Consider the following 23546-nt stretch of genomic DNA (forward strand, 5'->3'; position numbering starts at 1 on the left):
TCTCCGGCATGCGGAGGCCGCCGCTACACGCTCGCGTCGATCCGCCGCTGCGCGGTGAGGAAGGCGCGCAGCGAAGCCGGCCGCACCGGCTTGGTGATGACGCGGTAGCCGCGTTCGCGCGCGGACTGCTTGAGCGCGTCGCTGCCGTCGGCGGTGAGCAGGGCGCCGGGGATCGGCTGCCCGGCCGCGGCGCGCAGCGCGTCGAGCGTGTCGAGTCCGTCGAGGCGGTCGTGCAGGTGGTAGTCGACCAGCAGCACGTCGGGCAGTTCGACGATCTTCTCCAGCGCCTCGTCGACGGTGGTCGCGAGGACGGTATGCACGCCCCAGCGCGAGAGCAGCGCCTGCATGCCGGCGAGGATGTCGCGGTCGTTGTCGACGCACAGCACGTTCAGGCCGTGCAGGGCCTGGTCGATGTCGACGCGCGGCGCGCTGCCGCGCCGTTCCGCCGTCGCCTGGCCGCGTGGGACCACGATCGAGAACATGCTGCCGCGCCCGACCACCGAGCGCGCGTCGAGCGCGTGCCCGAGCAGGCGCGAGATGCGCTGGCAGATCGACAGGCCGAGGCCGAGGCCGCGGCCGTCCCAGTCGAACGGCTGCTCGTAGCGGTGGAACTCGTCGTAGATCTGCCGCATGTGGTGCTCGGGGATGCCCGGGCCGGTGTCCCAGACCTGCAGCGCGATGCCCTCGCCGCGCGGTCGCGCGGCGAGGACCACGCGGCCGTGCGGGGTGTAGCGCAGCGCGTTGGCGATGAAGTTCTGCAGCACGCGGCGCAGCAGGCGGCGGTCGCTGCGCACCGGCAGCGCGGGCGCGTACACGCGCATGCTGATCGTGCGCGCGGCCGCCATCGGTGCGTACTGCGCGGCCAGCTCGCGCAGCAGCGCGCCGGCGTCGAAGTCGGAGATCTCCGGCTTGAGCTTGCCGGCGTCCAGGCGCGAGACGTCGAGCAGGCCGTCGAGCAGTTCCTCGGCCGCGCGCAGCGCGGTGTCGACGCGCTCGGCCAGGTGCGCCTGCTCCTGCGGCTCGGTGCTCTCGCGCAGGGCCGAGGTGAACAGGCGCGCGGCGTTGAGCGGCTGCAGCACGTCGTGGCTGACCGCGGTGAGGAAGCGCGAGCGCGATTCCTGCGCGAGCTCGGCCTCGCGCGTGCGCTCGGCGACGCGCTGCTCCAGGTGCTCGTTGATCTCGCGCAGCTCGCGCTCGGCGCGCTTGTAGTCGGTGACGTCGCTGTAGCTGGTGGCGTAGCCGCCGCCCGGCAGCGGCTGCCCGCGCAGCTCCAGCACCTGGCCGTTGGCACGCACGCGTTCGCTCACGTGCGCCGAGCCGGCGCGCATGTAGCCGATGCGCTTCTCGACCTCGGCGTCGATCTCCTCCGGGCCGAGTTCGCCGAGCTCGCCGCGCTCGGCGTTGTGGCGGATCAGGTCCGCGACCGGGCGACCGACGTAGAGCATGCCGTCGGGATAACCGAACAGCTGCTGGTAGCGCCGGTTCCAGGCGACCAGGCACATGTCGCTGTCGACCACGCTCACGCCCTGGTCGATGTTCTCGAGCGTGTTCGACAGGATCTCGCGGTTGAAGCGCAGCTCCTGCCCGGCCTCGTCGAGCACCGCGACCACCTCGGCCACCTCCATGCCCGAGCCCTTCAGCGCGCTGGTCAGCACCAGCCGCGCCGAGGCGGCGCCGACCGCCGCGGCGAGCAGGCGTTCTGTGAAGTGGATCCAGCTGCGGTCGGCGCGCGCCTGCGGCTGCAGCTCCTGGTCGAGTTCGGTCGCGTGCTGGTCGAAGGCGCGCTGCGCGGTGCGCTCGCCGACGATGCGGCTGGCGAGCGTGAGCAGGTCGCCGATCGCGATGTTGCCCTTCCACTCGCCTGCGGCGAGCGCGCTGCGCTCGGCATAGGGGTCGAGGAAGGGCGCGGCGCGCAGGCGTTCGTCGAGGTTGGGCCGCCAGCGCGCCGAAACCAGCAGCAGCGCGCCGATGTTCGCCAGCAGCGACCAGAACGTGCCGTGGGTCAGCGGGTCCCAGCCGCCGAGCCCGAACAGCTGGCGCGGTCGCAGCCAGTGGATGCCGAACGGGCCTTCCTGGATCCACGCCGGATCGAACCAGCCCGCGTCGGTGAGGGTCGGCAGCAGCAGCGTGTACATCCACACCGCGAAGCCCATGAGCAGGCCGACCTCCGCGCCGCGGCGGCTGGCGCCGTGCCAGTACAGCCCGCCGATCAGCGCCGGTGCGAACTGCGCCACCGCGGCGAACGACATCAGGCCGAACGAGGCCAGCGTGGCATCGCTGCCGCTGGCGCGGTAGTAGCCCCACGCCAGCCCGGCGATGCACACGATCGCGATGCGGCGGATCCACAGTACGGTCGCCGCGACGTCGCCACCGTGGCGCTCGGCCCAGCCGCGGCGCAGCAGCAGCGGCATCACCAGGTCGTTGCTGACCATCGTCGCCAGCGCCACGCTGGCCACGATCACCATGCCCGTGGCCGCGGAGAAGCCGCCGACGTAGGCCAGCAGGGCGAGCATGTCGCGGTGCTCGGCCAGCGGCAGCGCCAGCACGAAGCTGTCCGCGGCGACCGCGCCGTTCTGCCCGAACAGGGCGATGCCGGCGCTGGCGATCGGCACCACCATCAGGGTGACGATGACCAGGTAGGCGCCGAACAGCCAGCGCGCGCGGCGGATGTCGGCGACGTTGCCGCACTCCACGATGGCGACGTGGAACTGGCGCGGCAGGCAGAAGATCGCCGCGAACGCCAGCAGCGTCTGCGTGACGAAGCCGACCGGCGGCGCCACGTCGACCAGCGCGCGGGTCGCGGCGACGTAGTCGATCTGGCGCGCGCCCAGCCAGCTGGAGGCGAACAGCCCGACCGTGACCAGCGCGACCAGCTTGACCAGCGACTCCAGCGCGACCGCGAGCATCATGCCGGGGCGGTGTTCGGTGGCGTCGACCTGGCGGGTGCCGAACAGGATCGCGAACAGCGCCATCAGCGCGGCCACGTACAGCGCCGGGTCGCCGAGCGCGGGCACGTTGCGGTCCTGCCCGCCGAGCACGACGAGGCTGATCGTCACCGCCTTGTACTGCAGCGCCAGGTAGGGGATGGCGGCGATCAGCGCGATCGAGGCGACCAGCGCGGCCAGCGCCTGCGAGCGTCCGTAGCGCGAGGCGATGAAGTCGGCGATCGAGACCGTGTTCTGGGTCTGCGCGACCCGCGCCATGCGCTCGAGGATGCGCCAGCCGAACAGCAGCAACAGCAGTGGGCCGAGGTAGATCGGCAGGTAGCCGATGCCCGAGCGCGCGGCGGTGCCGACCGCGCCGTAGAACGTCCATGACGAGCAGTACACCGCCAGCGCCAGGCTGTAGACCATCGGCCGCAGCCACGGCCGCTGCGGATACAGCGGATAGCGATCGCCGATCCACGCCACCGCGAACAGCAGCGCGGCATAGCCGACCGACACCAGCAGCAGGACCCAACCCGGCAGCATCCACCCTCCCAGACGATGCGCCGGGGAGTGTATCGCGGGCATGGCGCGCCTGCGCCGGCCTCGTCGTCGCGTCCGCCGCCAGGCCCTGCGCCTGTCAGTGGTGCTGCGGGAACCTCTGGCCTCGCCTGTTTCCTGCCGGTGTCATTTCGACCGAAGGGAGAAATCTTCCTGCAGTGTCTCCGCCGCCGGGACGATGCCCGAAGCGGACACCACAGCCACGCGTCGCTACTCCTTCCGCGATGCCTCAGGGAGATTTCTCCCTTCGGTCGAAATGACAGGGAAAGGGCGGCCCTACAGCAGCGGATCGGCCAGCCGTGCGATGCCCTCGCGGCTGCGGTGCCAGGCCGGGCGCCGCGCCCAGTCGGCGGCCGACAGCTGCTCGGCGTCGGCGAGGTAGTCCGCCTCGATACGCCGCATCCGCGCGACCACGTCCGGGCCGTAGCACAGCATGCCGACCTCGGCGTTGAGCGCGAAGGAGCGGATGTCGAGGTTGATCGAACCGACCAGCGCGATGTCGTCGTCGACGCTCAGGTGCTTGGCGTGCAGGAAGTGCGGGCGGTACAGCGCGATCTTCACCCCGGCGGCGAGCAGTCCGGCGTAGTACGAGGCCTGCGCCCACGCGGTCAGCGGCTGGTTGTTGCTCCTGGACAGGATCAGCTGCGTGTCCACGCCCGACAGCGCGGCGATGCGCAGTGCGCTCAGCGTGGACTCGTCGGGCACGAAATAGGGCGTCACCAGAACCAGCCTGCGCCGGGCGAGGTGGATCAGCGCGTTCACCGTGTCGCGCGCGTTCTCGAACGGATACGCCGGGCCGCTGGGCAGCAGCTGGGTGGCGATGTCGGCGTCGTGCAGCGGCAGGGTGGGCGTCACCGCGAGGCGCTCGCCGGTCTCGATGAACCAGTCGCTGGCGAACACCGCCTCTAGGTGCGCGACCGCCGGGCCCTGCACCCGTGCGACCAGCTCGCGGTTCGGGAAGCCCGCGATGAAACCCGCCTCGGCGAGGTTCTGCGAACCCACGTACGCCGCGCGGTTGTCGATCACCGCGACCTTGCGGTGGTTGCGCAGGTCCATGCGCCCGCTGCGGCGCCAGCGCAGGCCGCCGGGCAGCATGTCGTGCACGTCGACGCCGGCCGCCTGCAGCGGCTTGCGGTAGCGCCGCAGCCCGCGCTTGGCGCCGATCGCGTCGAGTAGCAGCCGGCACTGCACGCCGCGCGCGGCGGCGCGCTGCAGCGCGGCCGAGATCGCGTCGCCGACGGCGTCGTCGAACATCAGGTAGTACAGCAGGTGCACGCGCTCGTGCGCGCCGTCGATGTCGGCGACCAGCCGGTGCAGCGCATCGTCGTAGTCGTCGAGCAGCTCGACCTGGTTGCCGTGGGTGGGCATGAAGTCGCCGAGGCCTTCGACCAGCGGCGCCATCTCCGCCGCGGCGCCGCCTTCGGCCGGAACCCAGCGCTGGTCGGCGAGCGGCGCCTGTTCCTCGCGGATCACCTGCGAGGCGAGCCGCTGCCGCTGCACCCGCTCGCGCGACAGCCACGGGTGCCCGAACAGCAGGTACAGCGGCAGTCCGGCCAGCGGCACGAAGAACACCAGCAGCAGCCAGCTGCGCGCCGCGCCGGGCGTGGTCCGCGTCGGGATCCAGAACAGCGCGGCGATGCGGACCAGCCAGTCGACGACCAGCAGCCAGAGGCCGTAGTTGGGGTCGGGCGGGGACATGCGTGGATTGTGCCGGGCGGGGCGGGGGTTGTCAGAAGCGGGCGGCGACGGATGCGATGGCGCGGGCGAGGGCGGTAGCCGCGGCAGCAGGGCCGCTCAGCGAACCGTCATCCCAGCGAACGCTGGGATCCATTTTGCACCGACCTCGCCGCAGGGTGGGTCTGCCTCTCTGGTGATGGAACCAGGGCAAGCGCCAATGGATCCCGGCGTTCGCCGGGATGACGGTGTCGGGTCTGTGACATCCCGGGATGACAGTTCATTCGAAGCGGCTCGATCCGTCGTCCCCGCGCAGGCGGGGATCCAGCGTCTTTCCCGTGGAAGGCTGGAGCGGACCGGAAAGCACGAAACCCGCCTTGCGGCGGGTTTCCCTGGATCCCCGCTTTCGCGGGGATGACGCAATTGTTGCCGCGCCGGAGGCGCGGACCTGGAAAAGCAGAAACCCGCCTTGTGGCGGGTTTCCCTGGATCCCCGCCTTCGCGGGGATGACGCAATTGTTGCCGCGCCGGAGGCGCGGACAATTGCGTCACTTGATCTTGCCTTCCTTGTAGATCACGTGCTTGCGCACGACGGGATCGTACTTCTTGATCTCCATCTTGCCGGGGGTGTTCTTCTTGTTCTTGTCCGTGGTGTAGAAGTGGCCGGTGTTGGCCGACGAAATCAGACGGATCTTGTCGCGCTTGCTTGCCATGGCGTTCTACTCCTCAGACCTTCTCGCCGCGCTTGCGCAGGTCGGCGAGCACGGCGTCGATGCCGTTCTTGTCGATGGTGCGCAGGGCAGCCGTGGAAACACGCAGCTTGACCCAGCGGTTCTCGCTGGCGACCCAGAAGCGGCGCTCATGCAGGTTGGGCATGAAGCGGCGGCGGGTCTTGTTCATGGCATGCGAGACGTTGTTGCCGGTCGTCGTTCGCTTGCCGGTGACTTGGCATACTCGGGACATTACGCACCTCGATCGTGGTTTGGTGTCGCCCTTGGCCAGGGAGACGGCGGCCCCGGCGGGCGCGCCCATCTCCTGGAGTGGAGCGGGGCGTCGCCTGCCACGCAATGCGGGCGGGACGCTGCGCGGAAGGGGTCGGAATCGCGTGTCCGGTCCCCGGTCCGGGCCCTGAAACCGATGGGCCGACCGCAGCGAGCCGCGCATTATGCCGGGGAATCCAAGCCCGGACAAGCACTTGGCCAGGCCGGGACGCCCCGCGGCCCGGTCAGGCGGTGGCCCGGGCCTCGTCCCGGCGGTGCATCCGGCGGTACAGCAGGGGCAGCACCAGCAGGGTCAGCAGGGTCGAGGACACGATGCCGCCGATGACCACGGTCGCCAGCGGCCGCTGCACTTCCGAGCCGGCGCCGACGTTGAGCGCCATCGGCAGGAAGCCCAGCGAGGCCACCAGCGCGGTCATCAGCACCGGGCGCAGGCGCCCCAGCGCGCCCTCGACGATGGCCGATTCCAGCGGTGCGCCCTGTTCGCGCTGCCTGCGGACGGAGCTGATCATCACCAGCCCGTTCAGCACCGCGATGCCCGACAGCGCGATGAAGCCGACCCCGGCCGAGATCGACAGCGGGATCCCGCGCAGCGCCAGCGCCACGACCCCGCCGGTCAGCGCCAGCGGCACGCCGGTGAACACGACCGCCGCGTCCCGGACCGATCCGAACGCCCAGAACAGCAGGGCGAAGATGATCAGCAGGGTCGCCGGCACCACCACCGCGAGGCGCCGGCCGGCGGAGATCAGCTGTTCGAACGTGCCGCCGTAGTCGATCCAGTAGCCCGGCGGCAGCGCCACGTCGGCCGCCACGCGCTCCTGCAGTTCGCCGACGAAGCCGCCCAGGTCGCGGCCGCGCACGTTCGCGGTCACCACCACGCGGCGCTTGCCGTTCTCGCGGTTGACCTGGTTCGGCCCCAGTGTGGTCTCGATCCGCGCCACCTCGCGCAGGGGCACGGTGCGCGGCGAACCCGACTGCCAGCCGCCGGCGCGCGTGGACTCGTCCTGGTTGTCGCTGCCGCGCAGCGGGATCGGCAGGTCGTGCAGCGCGGCCGGGTCCTGCCGCAGCGCTTCGGGCAGGCGCACGACGATGTCGAAGCGGCGGTCGCCCTCGAACAGCTGCCCCGCGACCTCGCCGCCGATCGCGGTGGCCACGGTGTCCTGCACGTCGCCGGGGTTGAGGCCGTAGCGCACCAGCGCCTGCCGGTCGGGCGTGATCGTCAGCAGCGGAAGCCCCGTCGCCTGCTCCAGGCGCACGTCGGCCGCGCCGGGGAGGGCGGTCGCCGTCGCCTCGATCCGTTCGCCGAGCTCGACCAGCGCATCGAGGTCGTCGCCGTAGACCTTGATCGCGACGTCCGCGCGCACGCCCGAGATCAGCTCGTTCATGCGCATCCGGATCGGCTGGGTGAACTCGTAGTTGTTGCCGGGGACCTGCGCGACCGCGGCCTCGATCTCGGCCACCAGCGCCGCCTTGGGCTTGCGGCGGTCGGGCCATTGGTCGCGCGGCTTGAGCATGATGAAGGTGTCCGCGACCGAGGGCGGCATCGGGTCGGTCGCGACCTCGGCCGTGCCCAGCTTGCCGAACACGCGCTGCACTTCGGGGAAGCGCGCGATCCGCGCCTCCAGCGTGGCCTGCATGCGCACCGCCTGGTCGAGGCTGGTGCCGGGAATGCGCATCGCGTGCATGGCGATGTCGCCCTCGTCCAGGCTGGGCACGAACTCGCTGCCCAGGCGCGTCGCCAGCAGGCCGCACCCGGCGACCAGCGCCAGTGCGCCGCCGGCGACGACCGCGCCGCGCCGCAGCGCCCACGCCAGCAGCGGCGCGTAGGCGCGGCGCGCGCGCTGCATCAGGCCGGTTTCGTGCTCCTGCACGCGTCCGCGCAGGAAGATCGCGATGGCGGCCGGCACGAAGGTCAGCGACAGCACCATCGCGCCGCTCAGCGCCAGCACCACGGTGATCGCCATCGGGTGGAACATCTTTCCCTCCACCCCGGTCAGCGCGAAGATCGGCAGGTAGACGGCGGTGATGATGCCGAGGCCGAAGAGGCTGGGCCGGATCACCTCGGCGGTCGCCGACGCGGTCAGGTCCAGGCGTTCGGCGTCGGTCAGCAGCCGGCCGAGCGCGCGCTGGCGCTCGCCGAAGCGGCGCAGGCAGTTCTCGATGATGATCACCGCGCCGTCGACGATCAGGCCGAAGTCGAGCGCGCCCAGGCTCATCAGGTTGCCCGACACGCCGCCGCGCACCATGCCGGTCAGGGTGAACAGCATCGCCAGCGGGATCACCGCCGCGGTGATCAGCGCCGCGCGGACGTTGCCCAGCAGCAGGAACAGCACCACGATCACCAGGACCGCGCCTTCGACGAGGTTGGTCGCGACGGTGCGGATGGTGCGGTCGACCAGCGCCGTGCGGTCGTAGACCGGCTGCGCGCGCACGCCGGCGGGCAGGCTGCGGTTCGCCTCGGCCAGCCGCGCCGCGGCGGCCCGGGCCACGTCGCGGCTGTTGGCGCCGATCAGCATGAAGGTGGTGCCGAGCACGACTTCCCTGCCGTCGAGCGTCGCCGCGCCGGTGCGCAGCTCCGGGCCGTCGCCGACCTCGGCCACGTCGCGCACGCGGATCGGCACGCCTTCGCGGCGGTCGAGCACGATGTCGCGGATGCCGTCGAGGTCGGCCACCTGCCCCGGCGCGCGCACCAGGAACTGCTGGCCGTTGCGTTCGATGTAGCCGGCGCCGGCGTTGCGGTTGTTGGCCGCCACCGCCCGCACCACGTCGGACAGGGTGAAGCCGAGCGCGACCAGCCGCGCCGGATCGGGCGTGATGTGGATCTGCCGCGCGAAGCCGCCGATGGTGTTGACCTCGGTCACCCCGGGCACGTTGCGCAGCTGCGGCCGCACCACCCAGTCCTGCAGCGTGCGCAGGTCGGTGGCGGTGTACGGCGTGCCGTCGGGCTTGCGCGCGTCGTCGCCGGCCTCGACGACGTACATGAAGATCTCGCCCATGCCGGTGGCGATGGGCCCCATTTCCGGTTCCAGGCCGTCGGGCAGTTGCGAGCGCACCTGCGCGATGCGTTCGGCGACCTGCTGCCGCGCGAAGTAGGGGTCGGTGCCGTCGTCGAACACGATCGTGACCTGCGACAGGCCGTAGCGCGAGAGCGAGCGCGTGTAGTCGAGGCCGGGCAGTCCGGCCATAGCCGTTTCGATGGGGAAGGTCACGCGTTGCTCGGCTTCCAGCGGCGAATGGCCGTCGGCCCGCGTGTTGACCTGCACCTGGACATTGGTGATGTCGGGGGTGACGTCGATCGGCAGCTGGCGGAAGCTCCAGACGCCCACGGCGACCAGGGCCAGGGTCAGCGCCAGCATCAGCCAGCGGTGGGCGATGGACAAACGCAGGATGCGCTCGAGCGGCCCGCGCGGCGCGAAGGCTTCAGTGGTCATGCGAGGCCCCCGATTTCTCGATGTCGGCCTTGACCAGATAGCTCTGTTCGACCACGACCTCGTCGCCGGCCGCCAGGCCGGACAGGATCTCGACGTGCCCGGCGTCGCGCTGGCCGAGTTCGACCGGGCGCGCCTCGTAGATGTCGCCGACGCGCACGAACACCACGTCCCGGTCGCGGAAGGCCTGCAGCGCCGCCAGCGGCACCACCAGCGCCGCCGGCTGCTCGGCGACCGTGATGCGCGCCTTGACCGCGGAGCCGGGGCGCCACAGTCCGTCCTCGTTCGCCAGCGCGGCGCGCGCCACCGTGCTCTGGCTGGCGGTGGCCGTGCCCGGTAGCACGCGCTCGAGCGTGGTCTGCGCGGTGACGCCGTCGCTGAGCCGGGTCACCGTCACCGGCACGCCGGGCACGATGTGCTGTGCGTCGCGGCCGAAGACGTGCAGGTCCACCCACAGCGTCGAGAGGTCGGCGATCTCGAACAGCGCCGTGCCCTCGGCGGCGACGCTGCCCACGGTGGCGCTGCGCGCCAGCACCACGCCGGCGATCGGCGAGGTCACGGCGTAGGGGGTCAGGCTGAGGTTGCTTTCGACCGTGGCCAGCGTCTGCCCGGCCCGCACGCGATCGCCGATCTCGACCGCGACCCGGCGGATCGGCCCCGGAAACCGTGCCGCGACGTGCGCCGCGCGGCCTTCGATCGGTGTCAGCAGGCCCTGCACCTCGTGCTCGTCGGCGATCGTGCCCGCCTGCACGGGGGCGACGCGGATGCCGGATTCGTCGGCGACCTGCGCCGGAATCGTGGTGCGGCCCTCGTAACTCTCGTAGCGCCAGCGCAGCGCCTTGCCGTCGACGGTCGCGTTCACCTCGACGTCGAACGAATGCGGTTCGCCGACCGTGCCGTCCGCGCGCAGGCTGCCGTCGGCCTGCGGCACGAGCGCATGGGCCTCGCGCGCGCCGCCGAGTCGTGTCAGCTCGACCTGCACGCGGCCCGCGCTCGCCGGCAGCGGCTTGCCGTCGTGATACAGCCAGGCCTGGAAGGTCGGCGGCGTGCCGGATTCGGCGATCGCCAGTTCCACCGCGAAGCCATCCTGCTCGAGCACGCGGCCGCCGTGCTCGCCGCGCACGGCTTCCGCGTGCGCGCCTTCTTCGTGGCCATGCGCGTCGCCGGCATGATCGTCGGGTGCACCGCAGGCGGCCAGCGACAGGGACAGCGCCATCGCGCTCAGCAACGGACGGAGATTCATGGGGTGTTTCCTTCTGCGGCAACGTCGGCGACGACGAAGGGCTGGCCGGTGAGGCGCTGGAGCTCGATCAGCGCGGACTGCGCTTCGAGCGCGGCGTCGAGCTGCTGGCGCCGCGCGGCGGTGGTCTCGGACTGCAGCTGCGACCATTCGAGGTAGCTGACGGCGCCGGCGCGCCAGGCGCGTTCGGCGGCCTGCTCGGCGCGGACCAGGCGCGGCAGCACGTCGGCGCGCGTGCGCTCGACCTCGAGGCGGGCGACGCGGTAGCGGCCATGGGCCTCGACGAGGGTGGAATACAGCGCCACGTCGCGCGATTCGCGCTCGATCTCCAGCGCGGCCAGTTCGGCTTCGGCGGCGCGGATCTCCGGCCGCGCCCGGGCCGCGCCGCCCAGCGGCAGCGACAGGCCGGCGACCAGCGCGGTGTCGCCGTCGGCCTGCAGGCGGCGCACGCCGACCTGCCAGTCGAGGTCGGCGCGGGTCGACGCGCGCGCCAGCTGCAGGCGCGCCTCGCGGATGCGGCGCTCGTCGGCGAAGGCCGCCAGCTCCGGCGTGCCCTGCAGCAGCGACGCGAGCGCGGCCGTGTCCGCCACCTCGGGCAGGTCCAGCAGGTCGGCCGTGGCGGCCTCGAACGCGGGATTGCGCTCGCTCCACAGCGCCGCGAGGTGCTGGCGCGCGGCGGATTCGCGCTGCGCGGCGCGTTCGCCGGCGAGTTCGGCCCGCGCCAGCGCGGCCTGCGCGGTCAGCAGCACCGACTCGGGCGAGGCGCCGGCCTGCAGCCGCTGGCGCGCACCGGCCACCGCGCGCTGGCGCTGTTCGATATCGGTGCGCGCGATGTCGCGCTGCGCGCGCGCGGCGACCACGGCGAGGTAGCGCCGCGCGGTCTCGGCCAGCAGGTCCAGGCGCTGCGTCTCGCGCTGCACCGCCAGAGCGTCGATGCGGCTTTGCGCGAGCGCGCGTCGCGCGTCGAGCTTGCCGCCGCGTTCGAGCACGCCGGCGAGCGTCAGCGTGACTTCGGCGCCGCCGAATCCGCCGGCGTCGCCGGTGCCGAGCGCGTTCTCGACGTCGAAGCCGGCACGCAGCGGCGGGCGCAGCGCGGCGGCGTCGCGCTGCGCGAGCAATGCATCGGTGCGCGCGCCGAACAGGCGCAGGTCGGGATGGGCGCGGGCGACGCGCGCGAAGGCGTCGTCCAGCGCGAGTCTTTCGCCGGGGGCATCGCGCGATTGCGCCGGTGCCGGCAGGCACGACGCGATCGCGAGCGCGGCGAGCGCCGCGGTTCGCAACAGCATGGGAGGTTCTCCGATCGGGGATGACGGCAGCGGCGCATGCGGCCGCGCGGGGCGTCAGGCGGCGATCGGCGGGCGCAGCGGGTCGTCGCCGGCGTTGTCCGGCGGGAAGGCGTGGATGCGTGCGTCCGGTGGCGCGGACAGCGCCTGCGCCGCCAGCGGCAGCGCCGGTGGCAGCACTGCGCAGGCGTGTCCGCAGCAGGTGGCGAGATGCATCACCAGATGCAGCACCTCGCCGCCGTCGCCGGGCTGCGTGGCATCGGCGTGTGCGTGTTCGTGGGCGTCGTCGCCGCGATGATCATCGGCGTGGCCGATGGCGTCGTGGGCCTCGGCCGCGAACGAGAGCGCGGGCGCCGCCGCGATGCCGAACGCCAGCAGCGCGAGCAGCAGCAGGCGCGCGAAGCGGGACGGCGGATGGCGGTGCCGGCGGGACATGGGCGACAGGCTAGCCATGCGGCCGGCGTTACACAATTGCCGTCGGAGGGTGTCAGGACGCGCCGTTCGCGGCGTCGGCGACCGGCAGCCGCACGACCATCAGTCCCGGCTCGTCCGGATCGGGCGCGATCGCGAAGCCGAGCTGCTCGCACATCGCCAGCATGCCGCGGTTCTGGCGCAGCACCTGGCCTTCGACCTCGCGCAGGCCGAGCCAGCCGGCGACTTCGATCATGATCTTCATCAGCTGCCAGCCGAGGCCGTGGCCCTTGAGGTCGGAGCGCACGAGGATGCCGTACTCGCCGCGCTCGTAGTTGGCGTCGGCGTGCAGGCGCACCGCGCCGAGCATCGCGCCGGCCTCGTCCAGGGCGACCAGCGCGATCGAGCGCGCGTAGTCCATCTGCGTCAGCCGCGCGATGAACTCGTGGCTGAAATGCTTCACCGACTGGAAGAAGCGCAGCCGCAGGTCCTCGTCGGTGACGTGGGTGAAGAATTCCCGGAACAGGGCCTCGTCCTCGGGACGCACCGGGCGCACGAAGGCGGGCGCGCCGTCGGCCAGCGTGATCGTGCGCTCCCACTCGGCCGGGTAGGGGAAGATCGCGAAGCGCGGATGGCCGCGGCCCTTGTGCAGCGCTTCGACCGGGCCGACCAGGATGCGCGCGTCGACCGCGATCACGCCGTCGGCGTCGGCCAACAGCGGGTTGAGGCTCATCTGCCGGATCTGCGGCACGTCGGCGGCGAGCTGCGCCAGCTTCACCAGCGCCAGCGCCACCGCGTCCTCGTCGGCGGCGGGCTGGTTGCGATGCGCCTTGAGTCGCCGCGACACGCGCGTGCGGTCGATCAGTTCCTGCGCCAGGCGCAGGTCGAGCGGCGGCAGGGCGAGGGCGAGGTCGTCGACCACGCGCACCGCGGTGCCGCCGCGGCCGAACACGATCACCGGGCCGAACACCGGGTCGTCGGCGATCGCGGCGATCAGCTCGCGCGCGTCGGGCCGGTGCGCCATCGCCTGCACGGTCACGCCGCGGATGCGTGCGTCGGGCCGGCGCTCGCGCGCCAGCCGCAGCACGTCGGCCGCGGCGTCGCGCACGGCCTGCGTGCTGGCGAGGTTCAGGCGCACGCCGTCGACCACGGTCTTGTGCGCGATGTCGGGCGAATCGATCTTCACCGCGACCGTGCGCCCGGCCGCGAGCAGCGGCTCGGCGAGATGCACGGCGGCGTCGGGATCGGCCGCGGCGAGCGGCGGTTCGAACGGCAGGCCGTAGGCGTCGAGGATGCGCGCGGTGGCCTGCGGATCGAGCTGCACGTCGCCGCGCGCCACCGCCTCGCTCACCAGCGCGCGCGCGGCCGCGGCGTCGACCGCGAAATCGCGCGGCAGGCTCGGCGGTGTTTCCATCAGCGCCTGCTGCGCCTCGCGGTAGTGCACGAGGTGCATGAAGCCGTGCACGGCCTCGGTCTCGGTGTCGTAGCTCGGCACCTGTGCGGCGTGCAGCGCGGCGTGCGCGGCGGCGTCCTCGGCCAGCCAGACCGCGAACACCGGCTTGCGCGCGGCGTGGCCCTTGCGCCGGGCGAGCGCGCCGGCCAGCGCCTGCGCCGCCTCCAGCGGCGCGGTGAACGCGGTCGGCACGTTGACCACCAGCAGCGCGTCGTTCTGCGGGTCGGCCAGCAGCGCCTCGACCGCGGTCGCGTAGCGTTCGCCGTCGGCGTCGACCACGATGTCGACCGGATTGTCCTGCGACCAGCCGCCGGGCAGCAGCGCGTCGAGCGTGGCGATGGTCTCCGGCGACAGCGCCGCCACCGTGCCGCCGAGCCGGACCAGCTGCTGTGCGGCGAGCACGCCCACGCCGCCGCCGTTGCCGAGCATCGCCAGGCGCCGGCCCGGGAAGGTGCGCAGCGTGCCCAGCGTTTCCGCGGCGGCGAACAGGTCGTCGAGCGCATCGACCTGCAGCAGGCCGGCGCGCCGGAACGCGGCGGCGTGCACCGCCTCGGGCGGCGCCAGCGCGCGCAGGCCGACCTCGGCGATGCGCTGCGGCGCCTGCGGCCGCGCCGACTTCACCACGACCACCGGCTTGGCGCGCGCCGCGGCGCGTGCGGCCGACATGAACTTGCGCGCGTTGCCGACGTGCTCGACGTACAGCAGGATCGCGCGGGTATGGCGGTCGGTGGCGAGGTGGTCGAGCAGGTCGGCGAAGTCGACGTCGAGCGCGTCGCCCAGCGAGACCACCGCCGAGAATCCGATCGAGCGCGCGCCGCCCCATTCCACCAGCGCCGCCGCGATCGCGCTCGATTCCGACACCAGTGCGAGATCGCCCGGCGGCGGCGTGCGCGCGGCGATGCTGGCGTTGAGCTTCGCATGCGGCGCGATCACGCCGAGGCAGTGCGGGCCGAGGATGCGCATGCCGTGCGGCCGCGCTGCGCGTTCGATCGCGGCCTCGAACCCGGCGCGCCCGGCGCCGAGTTCGGCGGTCAGCACGATCGCTGCGCCGACGCCGCATTCCGCCGCCTCGGCCACGAGCTTCGGTACCACCGCCGGCGGCGCGGTGATCGCCACCAGGTCCGGCACCCAGGGCAGGTCGCGCACGTGCGCAACGGTGGCGATGCCGTCGATCTCGCGGTGCTTCGGGCTGACCCAGCCGATGTTGCCGGCGAACCCGGAGGCGAGCAGGTTGCGCATCACCGCGCGTCCGGCCGAGCGTTCGCGCGGGCTGCCGCCGACCACCGCGACCGAGGCGGGCTCGAACACCGATTCGAGGCGGTAGGTGCTCATGCGGCGGACCGGGTCGGCGTGTCAGCGCATGGTAGCGGCGCGGGATGGTGGCGTCATTGCATGGTGTGAACGCATGCGCGGCGCAAGCCGGGCAGCATGCAATCGACGGCAGGCAGGTGTCGCTACTGGGGCAGGAGGAAGGATAAGGATCAGGCCTGGAATGTCGTCATCCCAGCGCAAGCTGGGATCCATTTTCCCGTTCCATGCCGGATACCACCTGTCTCCCGTTCAGTACCAACGGTTGAACTGCCGAAAAGCCAAATGGATCCCAGCTTGCGCTGGGATGACGGTAAGAGAGGCGTCATGGGGGACCTCACGCCGAATACGGATTCCCGGTGGCCCGCCGGCTATCTGCGCCGCAGCCGCTCCAGTACCCCGTCGAGCGCATCGAGGTTGGCATAGTGGATCACCAGCTTGCCCTTGTTGCCGCGGCCGTTGCTGATGCTGACCCGGGCGCCGAGGGTTTCGGACAGTTCGTTCTCGAGCGTGGCGATGTCGGGCGAGGCCGGGCCCCTGCCGACGGTCTTCTTCTTCGGCGACGTCGGCACCTTGCCGGCGGCGAACTGCGCGGCGCGGTGTTCGACCTCGCGCACCGACCAGCCGTGTTCGGCGGCTTCGGAGGCGAGCTTGCTGGCCAGCTCCGGCGACAGCGTCAGCAGCGCGCGGGCGTGGCCCATTTCCAGGCGCCTGGCTTCGAGCAGCGCGCGGATCGCCGGCGGCAGCTCCAGCAGGCGCAGCAGGTTCGACACCGCCGCGCGCGAGCGGCCGACGGCTTCGGCGGTGGCGGCGTGGGTCAGGTCGAACTCGTCGATCAGGCGCTGCAGGGCCTGCGCTTCCTCCAGCGGGTTGAGGTCCTCGCGCTGGATGTTCTCGATCAACGCCATCGCGACCACGGTGCGGTCGTCGACCTCGCGCACCACCACCGGGATCTCGGCCAGGCCGGCCTGCTTGGACGCGCGCCAGCGGCGTTCGCCGGCGATGATCTCGTAGGTGCGGTCGGGCAGCATGCGCACCACGATCGGCTGGATCACGCCCTGGGCCTTGATCGACTCGCTCAGCTCGGTGAGCTTGTCGGCGTCCATGCCGCGGCGCGGCTGGTACTTGCCCGGGCGCAGCGCGTCGACCGGCAGGTTGCGCAGGGTGTCGCCCGGCGTGGCTTCGAGCTTCGGCGCCTCGGCGGCGGCCTTCGGGCCGAGCAGGGCTTCCAGGCCGCGGCCGAGGCCGCGCTTCTTGGCCGGTGCATTCTTGGCGGGCGCGCTCTTGGCGGCGCTCATGCCGGGGTCTCCGTCACGTTCGGTTCCTTCTTCTGTGGTTCGGCGGCCGCCTGCGCGCGTTCGCGCTGGCGGCGCAGCACTTCGCCGGCGAGGCCGAGGTAGGCGATGCCGCCGCGCGAGCCGCGGTCGTAGCCGATGATGCTCTGGCCGTGGCTCGGCGCCTCGGCCAGGCGTACGTTGCGCGGGACGATGGTGCGGAACACCTTGTCGCCGAAGTGCTGCACCAGTTCGGCCGAGACCGCGTTGGCGAGGTTGTTGCGCACGTCGAACATGGTGCGCAGCACGCCCTCGATCTCGAGGTCCGGATTGAGCCGCTGCTTCAGCGCGTCGATGGTCTGCAGCAGCGAGGTCAGGCCTTCCAGCGCGTAGTACTCGCACTGCATCGGCACCAGCACCGAATCCGAGGCGGTCAGCGCGTTGAGCGTGAGCAGCGACAGCGCCGGCGGGCAGTCGACGATGATGAAGTCGTAGCGCGGGCGCAGCGGGTCGAGCGCGCGCTTGAGCCGCTGCTCGCGCCCTTCCTCGTCCATCAGCTCGATCTCGGCCGCGGTGAGGTCGGTGTTGCCCGGCAGCAGGTCGTAGCCTTCGGCCGTCTCCATGATCGCGTCTTCGGCGTGCAACTCTTCCAGCAGCACGTCGCAGGTCGAGGCATGCAGGTCGCGCTTGTCGATGCCGCTGCCCATGGTGGCGTTGCCCTGGGCGTCGAGGTCGATCAGCAGCACGCGCTTGGGCGTGGCCGCCAGCGCCGCGGCGAGGTTGACCGCGGTGGTCGTCTTGCCGACGCCGCCCTTCTGGTTGGCAATGGCGATGATGCGGGCCATGGGGTCCGGCTGCCTCGGGTTGCGGCGGGAGTCGGCCGCAGACGGCGGCCCGGACAGGGGATTATGCCGCGCCTTGGGGAGGATCGGCGGGCATCGATGCCAAACCCGCCGCCGCGGGCCATGGTCCGGACGCGCCGGCTTCGCTTTTCCGCTTTCTGCCGTGCCCGGGCCCTGTCCGTGCTCCGCCCGGCCCTCAATCCCCCCGCGCCACCACCACCAGGTGCCGTTCCGCCGCCAGTCCCGGCACCCGCAGCGGATGCACCGCCTCGACCCGCCAGCCGGCGGGCAGGGCCGCGATCTCCTCGTCCGGGCGCACGCCCTTCATCGCCAGCAGGCGGCCGCCGGGCGCCAGCAGGTGGCCGCCGACGGCGACGATGTCGGGCAGGGTCGCCAGCGCGCGCGCGGTGATCGCGGCATGCCGGCCGGGCTCGTCCAGCGTCTCGGCGCGCGATTCGGCCACGCGCGCGTTGCCGAGCCCGAGCTGGCGCACCGCCTCGCGCAGGAAGCGCGCCTTCTTGCCGTTCGACTCGACCAGGGTGACCTGGAGCCCGGGATGCGCGATCGCCAGCGGGATGCCGGGCAGGCCGGGGCCGGTGCCGAGGTCGGCGAGGCTGGTCAGGCCAGCGACGTGCGGCGCCATCGCCAGCGAGTCGAGCAGGTGCAGGACGACCATCTGCTGCGGGTCGCGGATCGCGGTGAGGTTGTAGGTGGCGTTCCAGCGCTGCAGCAGGGCGAGGTAGGCCAGCAGCGGGTCGGCCAGCGAGGGGGCGAGACCGAGTTCGGCCAGTCCGGCTTCGAGGGGGGCGCGCAGCGGGTTCGGGGCGGGGTCGCTCATCGCCTCATTCTAGAGAGGACTTTCGTGCGCGCCTGGTGGCCCCCACCCCAGCCCTCCCCCGCAGGCGGGGGAGGGGGCCCGCACCGACGCGTGCATCACGCATCCACCCGCCACGCCAGCGTCGCCAGATAGTCCGGCGCCGGCGCGAACGCATGCAGATGCCAGTCGCCCGGCGCGCCGAGCGCTGGATCGCAGGCCTCCAGGGTCCAGCCTTCGCCGTCGAGCCTGAACTCCAGCCGCTCCAGGCCGAAGGCGATGCCGCGACCGTGCGCCTTGAGCACCGCTTCCTTGGCGCACCACAGGCGCACGAACCAGCGCTCGGCCTCGTCGTGCGGCAGTTCGGCCAGCTGCGCGGCCTCGCGCGGGGTGAAGAAGCGCCTGGCCAGCGTCATCGCGCTGGGCCGCGGGCGCAGCCATTCGATGTCGGCGCCGACGCGCGCGCCGCGCGCCAGCGCCACCAGCAGGCGTTCGCCGCTGTGGCTCCAGTTGGCGTCGAGGCCGGCGTGCGCCTGGCCCAGGTGCGGGCGGCCGTGCGCGTCGCGCCACAGCGCGAGCGCGTCCTCCGGCACGGCGAGCTGCCGGGAAAGCCAGCGCCGCGCCAGCGGTTCGGCCGGTTCGCCACGGCGGTACGGACCCCAGGCGCAGCGGACGGGACCGATGTTGAGGCTGTGGTCGGCGAGGGGCATCGCGGCGGCGTTTTCCGTGGCGGCGGCGGCCCAGCGTAAGCTAAGGGGGCAGGGCGGCGTGAACCCGGGGCCGCCGGTCGGATCGATGGCGGCAGTCTCCCAGCACAGCACACAACCAGGTCCGATGGCGTCGCCGCTGCCCGCGGGCGGGGCGGGCGACGCGTTCGCCTTCGACGCCGCCGGCACGGTCGCGCGCGCCACCTTCGCGTCGCAGGTGCGCGCGCTGGCCGCGCGCCTGCCCGAGGCCGGGCACGCGGTGAACCTGTGCGAGGACCGCTACCGCTTCCTCGTCGCCTTCTGCGCCGCGGCCGTGCGCGGGCAGGTGAACCTGCTGCCGCCCACGCGCACGCGCGCGGCGATCGACGAGGTGCGCGCGCAATATCCGGGCAGCTACTGCATCGGCGACGGCGAGGCCTGCGGCTGCGACGCGGCGCTGGCCGACCCTGCCGCGCATTTCGTGCACCTGCCCGACGTCTTGCCCGCACTCGACGGCGCGCCGCTGCGGATCGACGACGCGGCGGTGGTCGCGATCGGCTTCACCTCCGGCAGCACCGGCGCGCCGAAGCCGAACGCGAAGACGCTCGGCTCGTTCCGCACCAGCACCGCGCAGAACTTCGCGGCGCTCGCCGGCCTGTGGCCCGACGGTGCGATGCCGCAGGTGGTGGCCACCGTGCCGCCGCAGCACATGTACGGCGTCGAGCTGTCGGTGATGCTGCCGCTGCTCACCGGCGCGGCGGTGCATCGCGACCGTCCGTTCTTCCCCGGCGACATCGCGCGCGCGCTGCACGAGGCCGATGGCGCGCGCCTGCTGGTGACCACGCCGGTGCACCTGCGCGCGCTGCTTGCATCGGACATCGCGCTGCCGCCGCTGGCGGGCATCGTCAGCGCCACCGCGCCGCTGCCGCAGGCGCTGGCGGCGGAAGCCGAGGCGCGTTTCGGCTGCGAGGTGCGCGAGACCTTCGGCTCCACCGAAACCTGCATCTTCGCCTCCCGCCGCACCGCGCGCGACGAGGCCTGGACGCCGTTTCCCGGCGTGCAGCTGCAGCCGCGTCCCGACGGCACGCGCGTCGGCGCCGCGCACCTCGCGCAGCCGGTGCTGCTGGCGGACGTGGTCGAAATGCTCGACGACGGGCGCTTCGTGCTGCGCGGCCGCCAGGCCGACCTGCTGGAGATCGCCGGCAAGCGCGGATCGCTGGCCGAACTCACGCGCCGCCTGCTGGAGATCCCCGGCGTGCGCGATGGCGCGGTGTTCCAGCTCGACGACGAGGCCGCCGGCGTGCGCCGCATCGCCGCCGCCTACGCCAGCGACACGCTCGACGAGGCGGCTGTGCGCGAGGCCCTGCGGCGCAGCGTCGATCCGGTGTTCCTGCCGCGCCCGCTGCGTCGCGTCGCGTCGCTGCCGCGCAACGAAACCGGGAAGCTGCCGCGCGAGGCGCTGCTGCGTTTGCTGCAGCGCAGCGAAAACGAGCCCATCGCTCGCTGACATCGCCATCACGACGCCGCTGTCAGCATGCCTCCACTCCGCACGGGAGTGTCGTAGGCATCTTCACCTGACAGGAGAGTGTGCATGGGCATCATCATCTGGCTGATCATCGGCGGCATCGTCGGCTGGCTGGCGAGCATCATCATGAAGCGGGATGCGCAGCAGGGCATCCTGCTCAATATCGTGGTGGGCATCGTCGGCGCGCTCATCGGCGGCTGGCTGATCGGACCGCTCCTCGGCGCGGGTTCGATCAACGACGGGATCTCGGTCATGAGCTTCGTCGTGTCGCTGATCGGCGCGGTCATCCTGCTCGCGATCGTCAACCTGTTCCGCCGCGGCAGCGTGCGCTGACGCAGGCGCCGGCGGTTGCAAGCGGAAGAAGCCCGGCCCTGCGCCGGGCTTCTTCTTTTCCTGGAAAGGGGAAAGGCCGCGGCATCGCGACCGCCATCCTTGCCGCGCGCTTTGCATTGATGAATCCCCGCCGACCGCGACGGGCCGTTTTCACCGGGGATTGCGCCGCGACCGACCAGCATGCGCACTCCCCCGCAGATTCAGGAGTGCGTGATGCATTCGATCAACAAGACGAAGACGTGGCTCGCCGTCGCCCTGCTCGCCGCAGGCGGCGCGGCCTTCGCGCAGGATGCACTGACCGAAGCCGAGGTGCGCGCGAAGCTCGAGGCGCAGGGCTACACCAAGGTCAACGACGTCGAGTTCGACGACGGCATGTGGGAGGCCGACGCGCGCAGCGCCGACGGCAACCGCGTGCAGGTACGCATCGACGCGAGTACCGGCGAGGTCTATGCGAACGAACAGGTCGCGAACCTGGGCAAGGCCGACGTCGAGGCCAAACTCGCCGCCGCCGGCTACAGCAAGGTGCACGACGTCGAGCTCGACGACGGCGTGTGGAAGGCCGAGGCCGAGGACGCGGCGGGCAAGGACGTCGAACTGCGCCTGGACCCGGCGACCGGCAAGATCATCGGCAAGGCCCGCGACTGACCGCCACGGCTGTCGCGGGCGCTCCCCGGGCGATGCCTCGCGCTAGGATGCGCGCAGCATCCCCGGGGAGTCCGCGATGATCCGCCTGCTTGGCATTTCCGGCAGCCTGCGCGCCGGTTCGTTCAACACCGCGCTGCTGCGCGCCGCGGCGCGCGACCTGCCGGACGGCGTGGCGCTCGAGGTCGCGACCCTGCACGGCATCCCGCTCTACGACGGCGACGCCGAGGCCGCGTCCGGCATTCCCGGCGCGGTCGAGGCGCTGAAGGCGAAGCTGCGCGCCGCCGACGGCGTACTGCTGGCCACGCCCGAGTACAACAACGGCATCCCGGGCGTGTTCAAGAACGCGATCGACTGGCTCTCGCGCCCGGCGTCGGAGATCCCGCAGCTGTTCGGCGACCGGCCGTTCGCGGTGATCGGCGCCTCGCCCGGCGGCTTCGGCACCATCCTCGCCCAGGACGCGTGGTGGCCGGTGCTGCGCACGCTGCGCGCGAGGGTCTGGTTCGGCGGCCGGCTGATGGTGTCGCGCGCCGGCGGCGCGTTCGACGCCGAGGGTGGGCTGGTTGACGACAAGGTTGCCGGGCAGCTGTGCGACTTCGTGGCCGGCTTCGCGGCGTTCGCGCGCGGCGACGCTTGATCCGGCCGGCGAATGCCAGGATCCGTAGGTCGGGGCTACGGCCCCGACGCCTTCAACATCCCGCGTCGGTCGTGTTGGCCACGTAGAGCCTGCCCCGTACTTGATACGGGGGCCGACCTACGGGTGATCGGATAACCGGTGCATGTCGCGACACGCAGCGTTCCCTCCGGTCGTGTCGACATCCATGCTGCAGCGCAGCATAATCGTGCCATGACCCCCACTTCCCCCGGCGCAACCCCCGCTGCCGCCCCGGCGCTGCCCGCGCGCCAGGTCGCGCTGATCCTGTTCGCGCTGGCGATGGGCGGTTTCGCCATCGGCACCAGCGAGTTCGTCGCGATGGGGCTGATCAGCGAGATCGCGCGCGGCGTCGGCGTGAGCGAGCCGCAGGTCGGCCACGCGATCAGCGCCTACGCGCTGGGCGTGGTGGTCGGCGCGCCGCTGCTGGCGATCCTCGGCGCCAGGCAGCGCCGGCGCACCCTGCTGCTGTGGCTGATGGCGTTCTACGCGCTGGGCAACCTGCTCAGCGCGCTGGCGCCGCACTACGGCAGCCTGCTGCTGTTCCGCTTCATCGCCGGCCTGCCGCACGGCGCCTATTTCGGCATCGCCGCGCTGGTGGCCGCGCACGTCAGTCCGCCGGACAGGCGCGGCCAGGCGGTGGGGCGGGTGATGCTGGGCCTGTCGGTGGCGCTGCTGGTCGGCAATCCGCTGGCGACGTGGATGGGGCAGGTCTTCAGCTGGCGCTATGCCTTCGCCGCGGTGTCGCTGATCGCGCTGGCGACGGTGGCAATGACCGCGCGCGTGCTGCCGCCCGGCCTCGGCGCGCCGCGCACCGACGCGCTGCGCGAACTGCGCGACTTCAACCGCGCGCCGGTGTGGCTGGCGCTGGGCACCGGGGCCATTGGCTTCGCCGGCATGTTCGCCGTGTTCGCCTACCTGCCGCCGACGCTGGTGCACGTCACCGGCACCGGCGCGGGCTTCGTGCCGTTCGCGCTGGCCGCGTTCGGCGTCGGCAGCATCGTCGGTTCGCTCGCCGGCGGCTGGCTGTTCGACCGCTTCGGCTTCCGCGCCGCGGCACTGTTGCTGCTGTGGTCGATCGCGGTGCTGTTGGCGTTCCCGTTCGCGGCGCAACACGCGTGGACGGTGCTGCCGGCGATCACCCTGGTCGGCACCATGGGCGCGCTGGCGACGGTGCTGCAGTCGCACCTGATGGACGTCGCCGGCGAGGCGCAGACCCTCGCCGCCGCCTCCAACCACTCCGCGTTCAACACCGCCAACGCGCTCGGCCCCTGGCTGGGCGGCATGGCGATCACCGCCGGCCTGGGCTGGACCTCCACCGCCTACGTCGGCGTGGCGACCGCGCTGGGCGGACTGCTGATGTACCTGCTGGCGCGACGCGCGTCGGCGCCGGTCGCCGGCGACGCGCGGCCGGCTGCGGAATGCGGTGGCGGCTGAACCGACGCCCTCTGCGTGATGAACAGGGCGGAATCCGGAACCTCTCCCGGAGCGCGCACCTA

At 72.4% G+C, this 23546-nt stretch carries 18 protein-coding genes; 5 read left to right on the forward strand and 13 right to left on the reverse strand.

The genetic code is table 11. The features are described 5' to 3' along the window. Positions 1-23 precede the first annotated feature (23 nt). From FQY83_RS05345 to FQY83_RS05405, 13 genes are all read right to left on the reverse strand, one after another. A complete protein-coding gene (locus FQY83_RS05345) occupies positions 24-3470 on the reverse strand; it encodes a hybrid sensor histidine kinase/response regulator (RefSeq protein ID WP_146385812.1) in 3447 nt (1148 codons plus the stop codon). Positions 3471-3761: 291 nt separating this feature from the next. Beyond that, positions 3762-5183: a cardiolipin synthase gene (gene cls / locus FQY83_RS05350; RefSeq protein WP_146385814.1), complete on the reverse strand. Its 1422-nt coding sequence runs from the start codon at positions 5181-5183 to the stop codon at positions 3762-3764. Between the two features lie 523 nt (positions 5184-5706). After that, on the reverse strand, positions 5707-5871 hold the full coding sequence (gene rpmG, locus FQY83_RS05355) for a 50S ribosomal protein L33 (RefSeq protein WP_027070918.1): 165 nt from the start codon (positions 5869-5871) through the stop codon (positions 5707-5709). A 13-nt stretch (positions 5872-5884) separates the two neighbouring features. Next, positions 5885-6121 carry a 50S ribosomal protein L28 gene (rpmB, locus tag FQY83_RS05360; protein ID WP_146385816.1) on the reverse strand — a complete coding sequence of 79 codons (237 nt, stop codon included), beginning with the start codon at positions 6119-6121 and terminating at the stop codon, positions 5885-5887. A gap of 262 nt (positions 6122-6383) precedes the next feature. Then, a complete protein-coding gene (locus FQY83_RS05365; RefSeq protein WP_146385818.1) occupies positions 6384-9587 on the reverse strand; it encodes an efflux RND transporter permease subunit in 3204 nt (1067 codons plus the stop codon). Beyond that, on the reverse strand, positions 9577-10827 hold the full coding sequence (locus FQY83_RS05370; RefSeq protein ID WP_146385820.1) for an efflux RND transporter periplasmic adaptor subunit: 1251 nt from the start codon (positions 10825-10827) through the stop codon (positions 9577-9579). The genes FQY83_RS05365 and FQY83_RS05370 overlap by 11 nt, the downstream gene beginning before the upstream one ends. Beyond that, complete coding sequence (locus FQY83_RS05375; RefSeq protein ID WP_146385822.1) at positions 10824-12110, reverse strand: TolC family protein; 1287 nt, start codon at positions 12108-12110, stop codon at positions 10824-10826. The genes FQY83_RS05370 and FQY83_RS05375 overlap by 4 nt, the downstream gene beginning before the upstream one ends. A 54-nt stretch (positions 12111-12164) precedes the next feature. Next, positions 12165-12542: a hypothetical protein gene (locus tag FQY83_RS05380; RefSeq protein WP_146385824.1), complete on the reverse strand. Its 378-nt coding sequence runs from the start codon at positions 12540-12542 to the stop codon at positions 12165-12167. Between the two features lie 52 nt (positions 12543-12594). Further along, positions 12595-15303, reverse strand: a complete 2709-nt coding sequence (locus tag FQY83_RS05385) for a bifunctional acetate--CoA ligase family protein/GNAT family N-acetyltransferase (protein WP_146385825.1) — start codon at positions 15301-15303, stop codon at positions 12595-12597. 347 nt (positions 15304-15650) lie between these two features. Then, positions 15651-16577, reverse strand: a complete 927-nt coding sequence (locus FQY83_RS05390) for a ParB/RepB/Spo0J family partition protein (RefSeq protein ID WP_146385828.1) — start codon at positions 16575-16577, stop codon at positions 15651-15653. After that, a complete protein-coding gene (locus FQY83_RS05395) occupies positions 16574-17398 on the reverse strand; it encodes a ParA family protein (RefSeq protein WP_146385830.1) in 825 nt (274 codons plus the stop codon). The genes FQY83_RS05390 and FQY83_RS05395 overlap by 4 nt, the downstream gene beginning before the upstream one ends. Positions 17399-17591: 193 nt before the next feature. Then, entirely contained in the window at positions 17592-18233 is a 642-nt protein-coding gene (gene rsmG / locus FQY83_RS05400) for a 16S rRNA (guanine(527)-N(7))-methyltransferase RsmG (RefSeq protein ID WP_146385832.1), read from the reverse strand. A 95-nt stretch (positions 18234-18328) separates the two neighbouring features. Next, positions 18329-18919 (reverse strand): 4'-phosphopantetheinyl transferase family protein, encoded by a 591-nt coding sequence (locus FQY83_RS05405; protein ID WP_146385834.1) that lies wholly within the window; start codon positions 18917-18919, stop codon positions 18329-18331. 85 nt (positions 18920-19004) lie between these two features. Between FQY83_RS05405 and FQY83_RS05410 the strand changes: the two genes are divergently transcribed. The 5 genes from FQY83_RS05410 (at position 19005) to FQY83_RS05430 (ending at position 23484) form a co-directional block, all read left to right on the forward strand. After that, on the forward strand, positions 19005-20402 hold the full coding sequence (locus FQY83_RS05410) for an AMP-binding protein (protein WP_425478596.1): 1398 nt from the start codon (positions 19005-19007) through the stop codon (positions 20400-20402). An 84-nt stretch (positions 20403-20486) separates the two neighbouring features. Next, positions 20487-20753, forward strand: coding sequence for a GlsB/YeaQ/YmgE family stress response membrane protein (locus tag FQY83_RS05415; protein ID WP_146385838.1), 267 nt, complete (start codon positions 20487-20489; stop codon positions 20751-20753). A gap of 213 nt (positions 20754-20966) precedes the next feature. After that, positions 20967-21398, forward strand: coding sequence for a PepSY domain-containing protein (locus FQY83_RS05420; protein WP_146385840.1), 432 nt, complete (start codon positions 20967-20969; stop codon positions 21396-21398). Positions 21399-21474: 76 nt separating this feature from the next. Continuing rightward, the gene (locus FQY83_RS05425) at positions 21475-22032 is read left to right on the forward strand and encodes an NADPH-dependent FMN reductase (RefSeq protein ID WP_146385843.1); all 558 of its coding nucleotides are present in this window, start codon (positions 21475-21477) and stop codon (positions 22030-22032) included. A gap of 210 nt (positions 22033-22242) precedes the next feature. Next, positions 22243-23484 (forward strand): MFS transporter, encoded by a 1242-nt coding sequence (locus FQY83_RS05430; RefSeq protein WP_146385845.1) that lies wholly within the window; start codon positions 22243-22245, stop codon positions 23482-23484. The last annotated feature ends 62 nt before the right edge of the window (positions 23485-23546 follow it).

It is taken from the genome of Luteimonas marina, from assembly GCF_007859325.1.
In the GTDB taxonomy this organism is placed as follows: domain Bacteria; phylum Pseudomonadota; class Gammaproteobacteria; order Xanthomonadales; family Xanthomonadaceae; genus Luteimonas; species Luteimonas marina.

Coding starts and splice junctions, on each gene's coding strand:
- FQY83_RS05415 (WP_146385838.1), top strand. CDS start 20,487: ATGGGCATCATCATCTGGCTGATCATCGGCGGCATCGTCGGCTGGCTG.
- FQY83_RS05405 (WP_146385834.1), bottom strand. CDS start 18,919: ATGCCCCTCGCCGACCACAGCCTCAACATCGGTCCCGTCCGCTGCGCC.
- FQY83_RS05420 (WP_146385840.1), top strand. CDS start 20,967: ATGCATTCGATCAACAAGACGAAGACGTGGCTCGCCGTCGCCCTGCTC.
- FQY83_RS05425 (WP_146385843.1), top strand. CDS start 21,475: ATGATCCGCCTGCTTGGCATTTCCGGCAGCCTGCGCGCCGGTTCGTTC.
- FQY83_RS05345 (WP_146385812.1), bottom strand. CDS start 3,470: ATGCTGCCGGGTTGGGTCCTGCTGCTGGTGTCGGTCGGCTATGCCGCG.
- FQY83_RS05385 (WP_146385825.1), bottom strand. CDS start 15,303: ATGAGCACCTACCGCCTCGAATCGGTGTTCGAGCCCGCCTCGGTCGCG.
- cls (WP_146385814.1), bottom strand. CDS start 5,183: ATGTCCCCGCCCGACCCCAACTACGGCCTCTGGCTGCTGGTCGTCGAC.
- rpmG (WP_027070918.1), bottom strand. CDS start 5,871: ATGGCAAGCAAGCGCGACAAGATCCGTCTGATTTCGTCGGCCAACACC.
- FQY83_RS05430 (WP_146385845.1), top strand. CDS start 22,243: ATGACCCCCACTTCCCCCGGCGCAACCCCCGCTGCCGCCCCGGCGCTG.
- FQY83_RS05375 (WP_146385822.1), bottom strand. CDS start 12,110: ATGCTGTTGCGAACCGCGGCGCTCGCCGCGCTCGCGATCGCGTCGTGC.
- FQY83_RS05410 (WP_425478596.1), top strand. CDS start 19,005: ATGGCGGCAGTCTCCCAGCACAGCACACAACCAGGTCCGATGGCGTCG.
- FQY83_RS05380 (WP_146385824.1), bottom strand. CDS start 12,542: ATGTCCCGCCGGCACCGCCATCCGCCGTCCCGCTTCGCGCGCCTGCTG.
- FQY83_RS05395 (WP_146385830.1), bottom strand. CDS start 17,398: ATGGCCCGCATCATCGCCATTGCCAACCAGAAGGGCGGCGTCGGCAAG.
- FQY83_RS05390 (WP_146385828.1), bottom strand. CDS start 16,577: ATGAGCGCCGCCAAGAGCGCGCCCGCCAAGAATGCACCGGCCAAGAAG.
- rpmB (WP_146385816.1), bottom strand. CDS start 6,121: ATGTCCCGAGTATGCCAAGTCACCGGCAAGCGAACGACGACCGGCAAC.
- FQY83_RS05370 (WP_146385820.1), bottom strand. CDS start 10,827: ATGAATCTCCGTCCGTTGCTGAGCGCGATGGCGCTGTCCCTGTCGCTG.
- FQY83_RS05365 (WP_146385818.1), bottom strand. CDS start 9,587: ATGACCACTGAAGCCTTCGCGCCGCGCGGGCCGCTCGAGCGCATCCTG.
- rsmG (WP_146385832.1), bottom strand. CDS start 18,233: ATGAGCGACCCCGCCCCGAACCCGCTGCGCGCCCCCCTCGAAGCCGGA.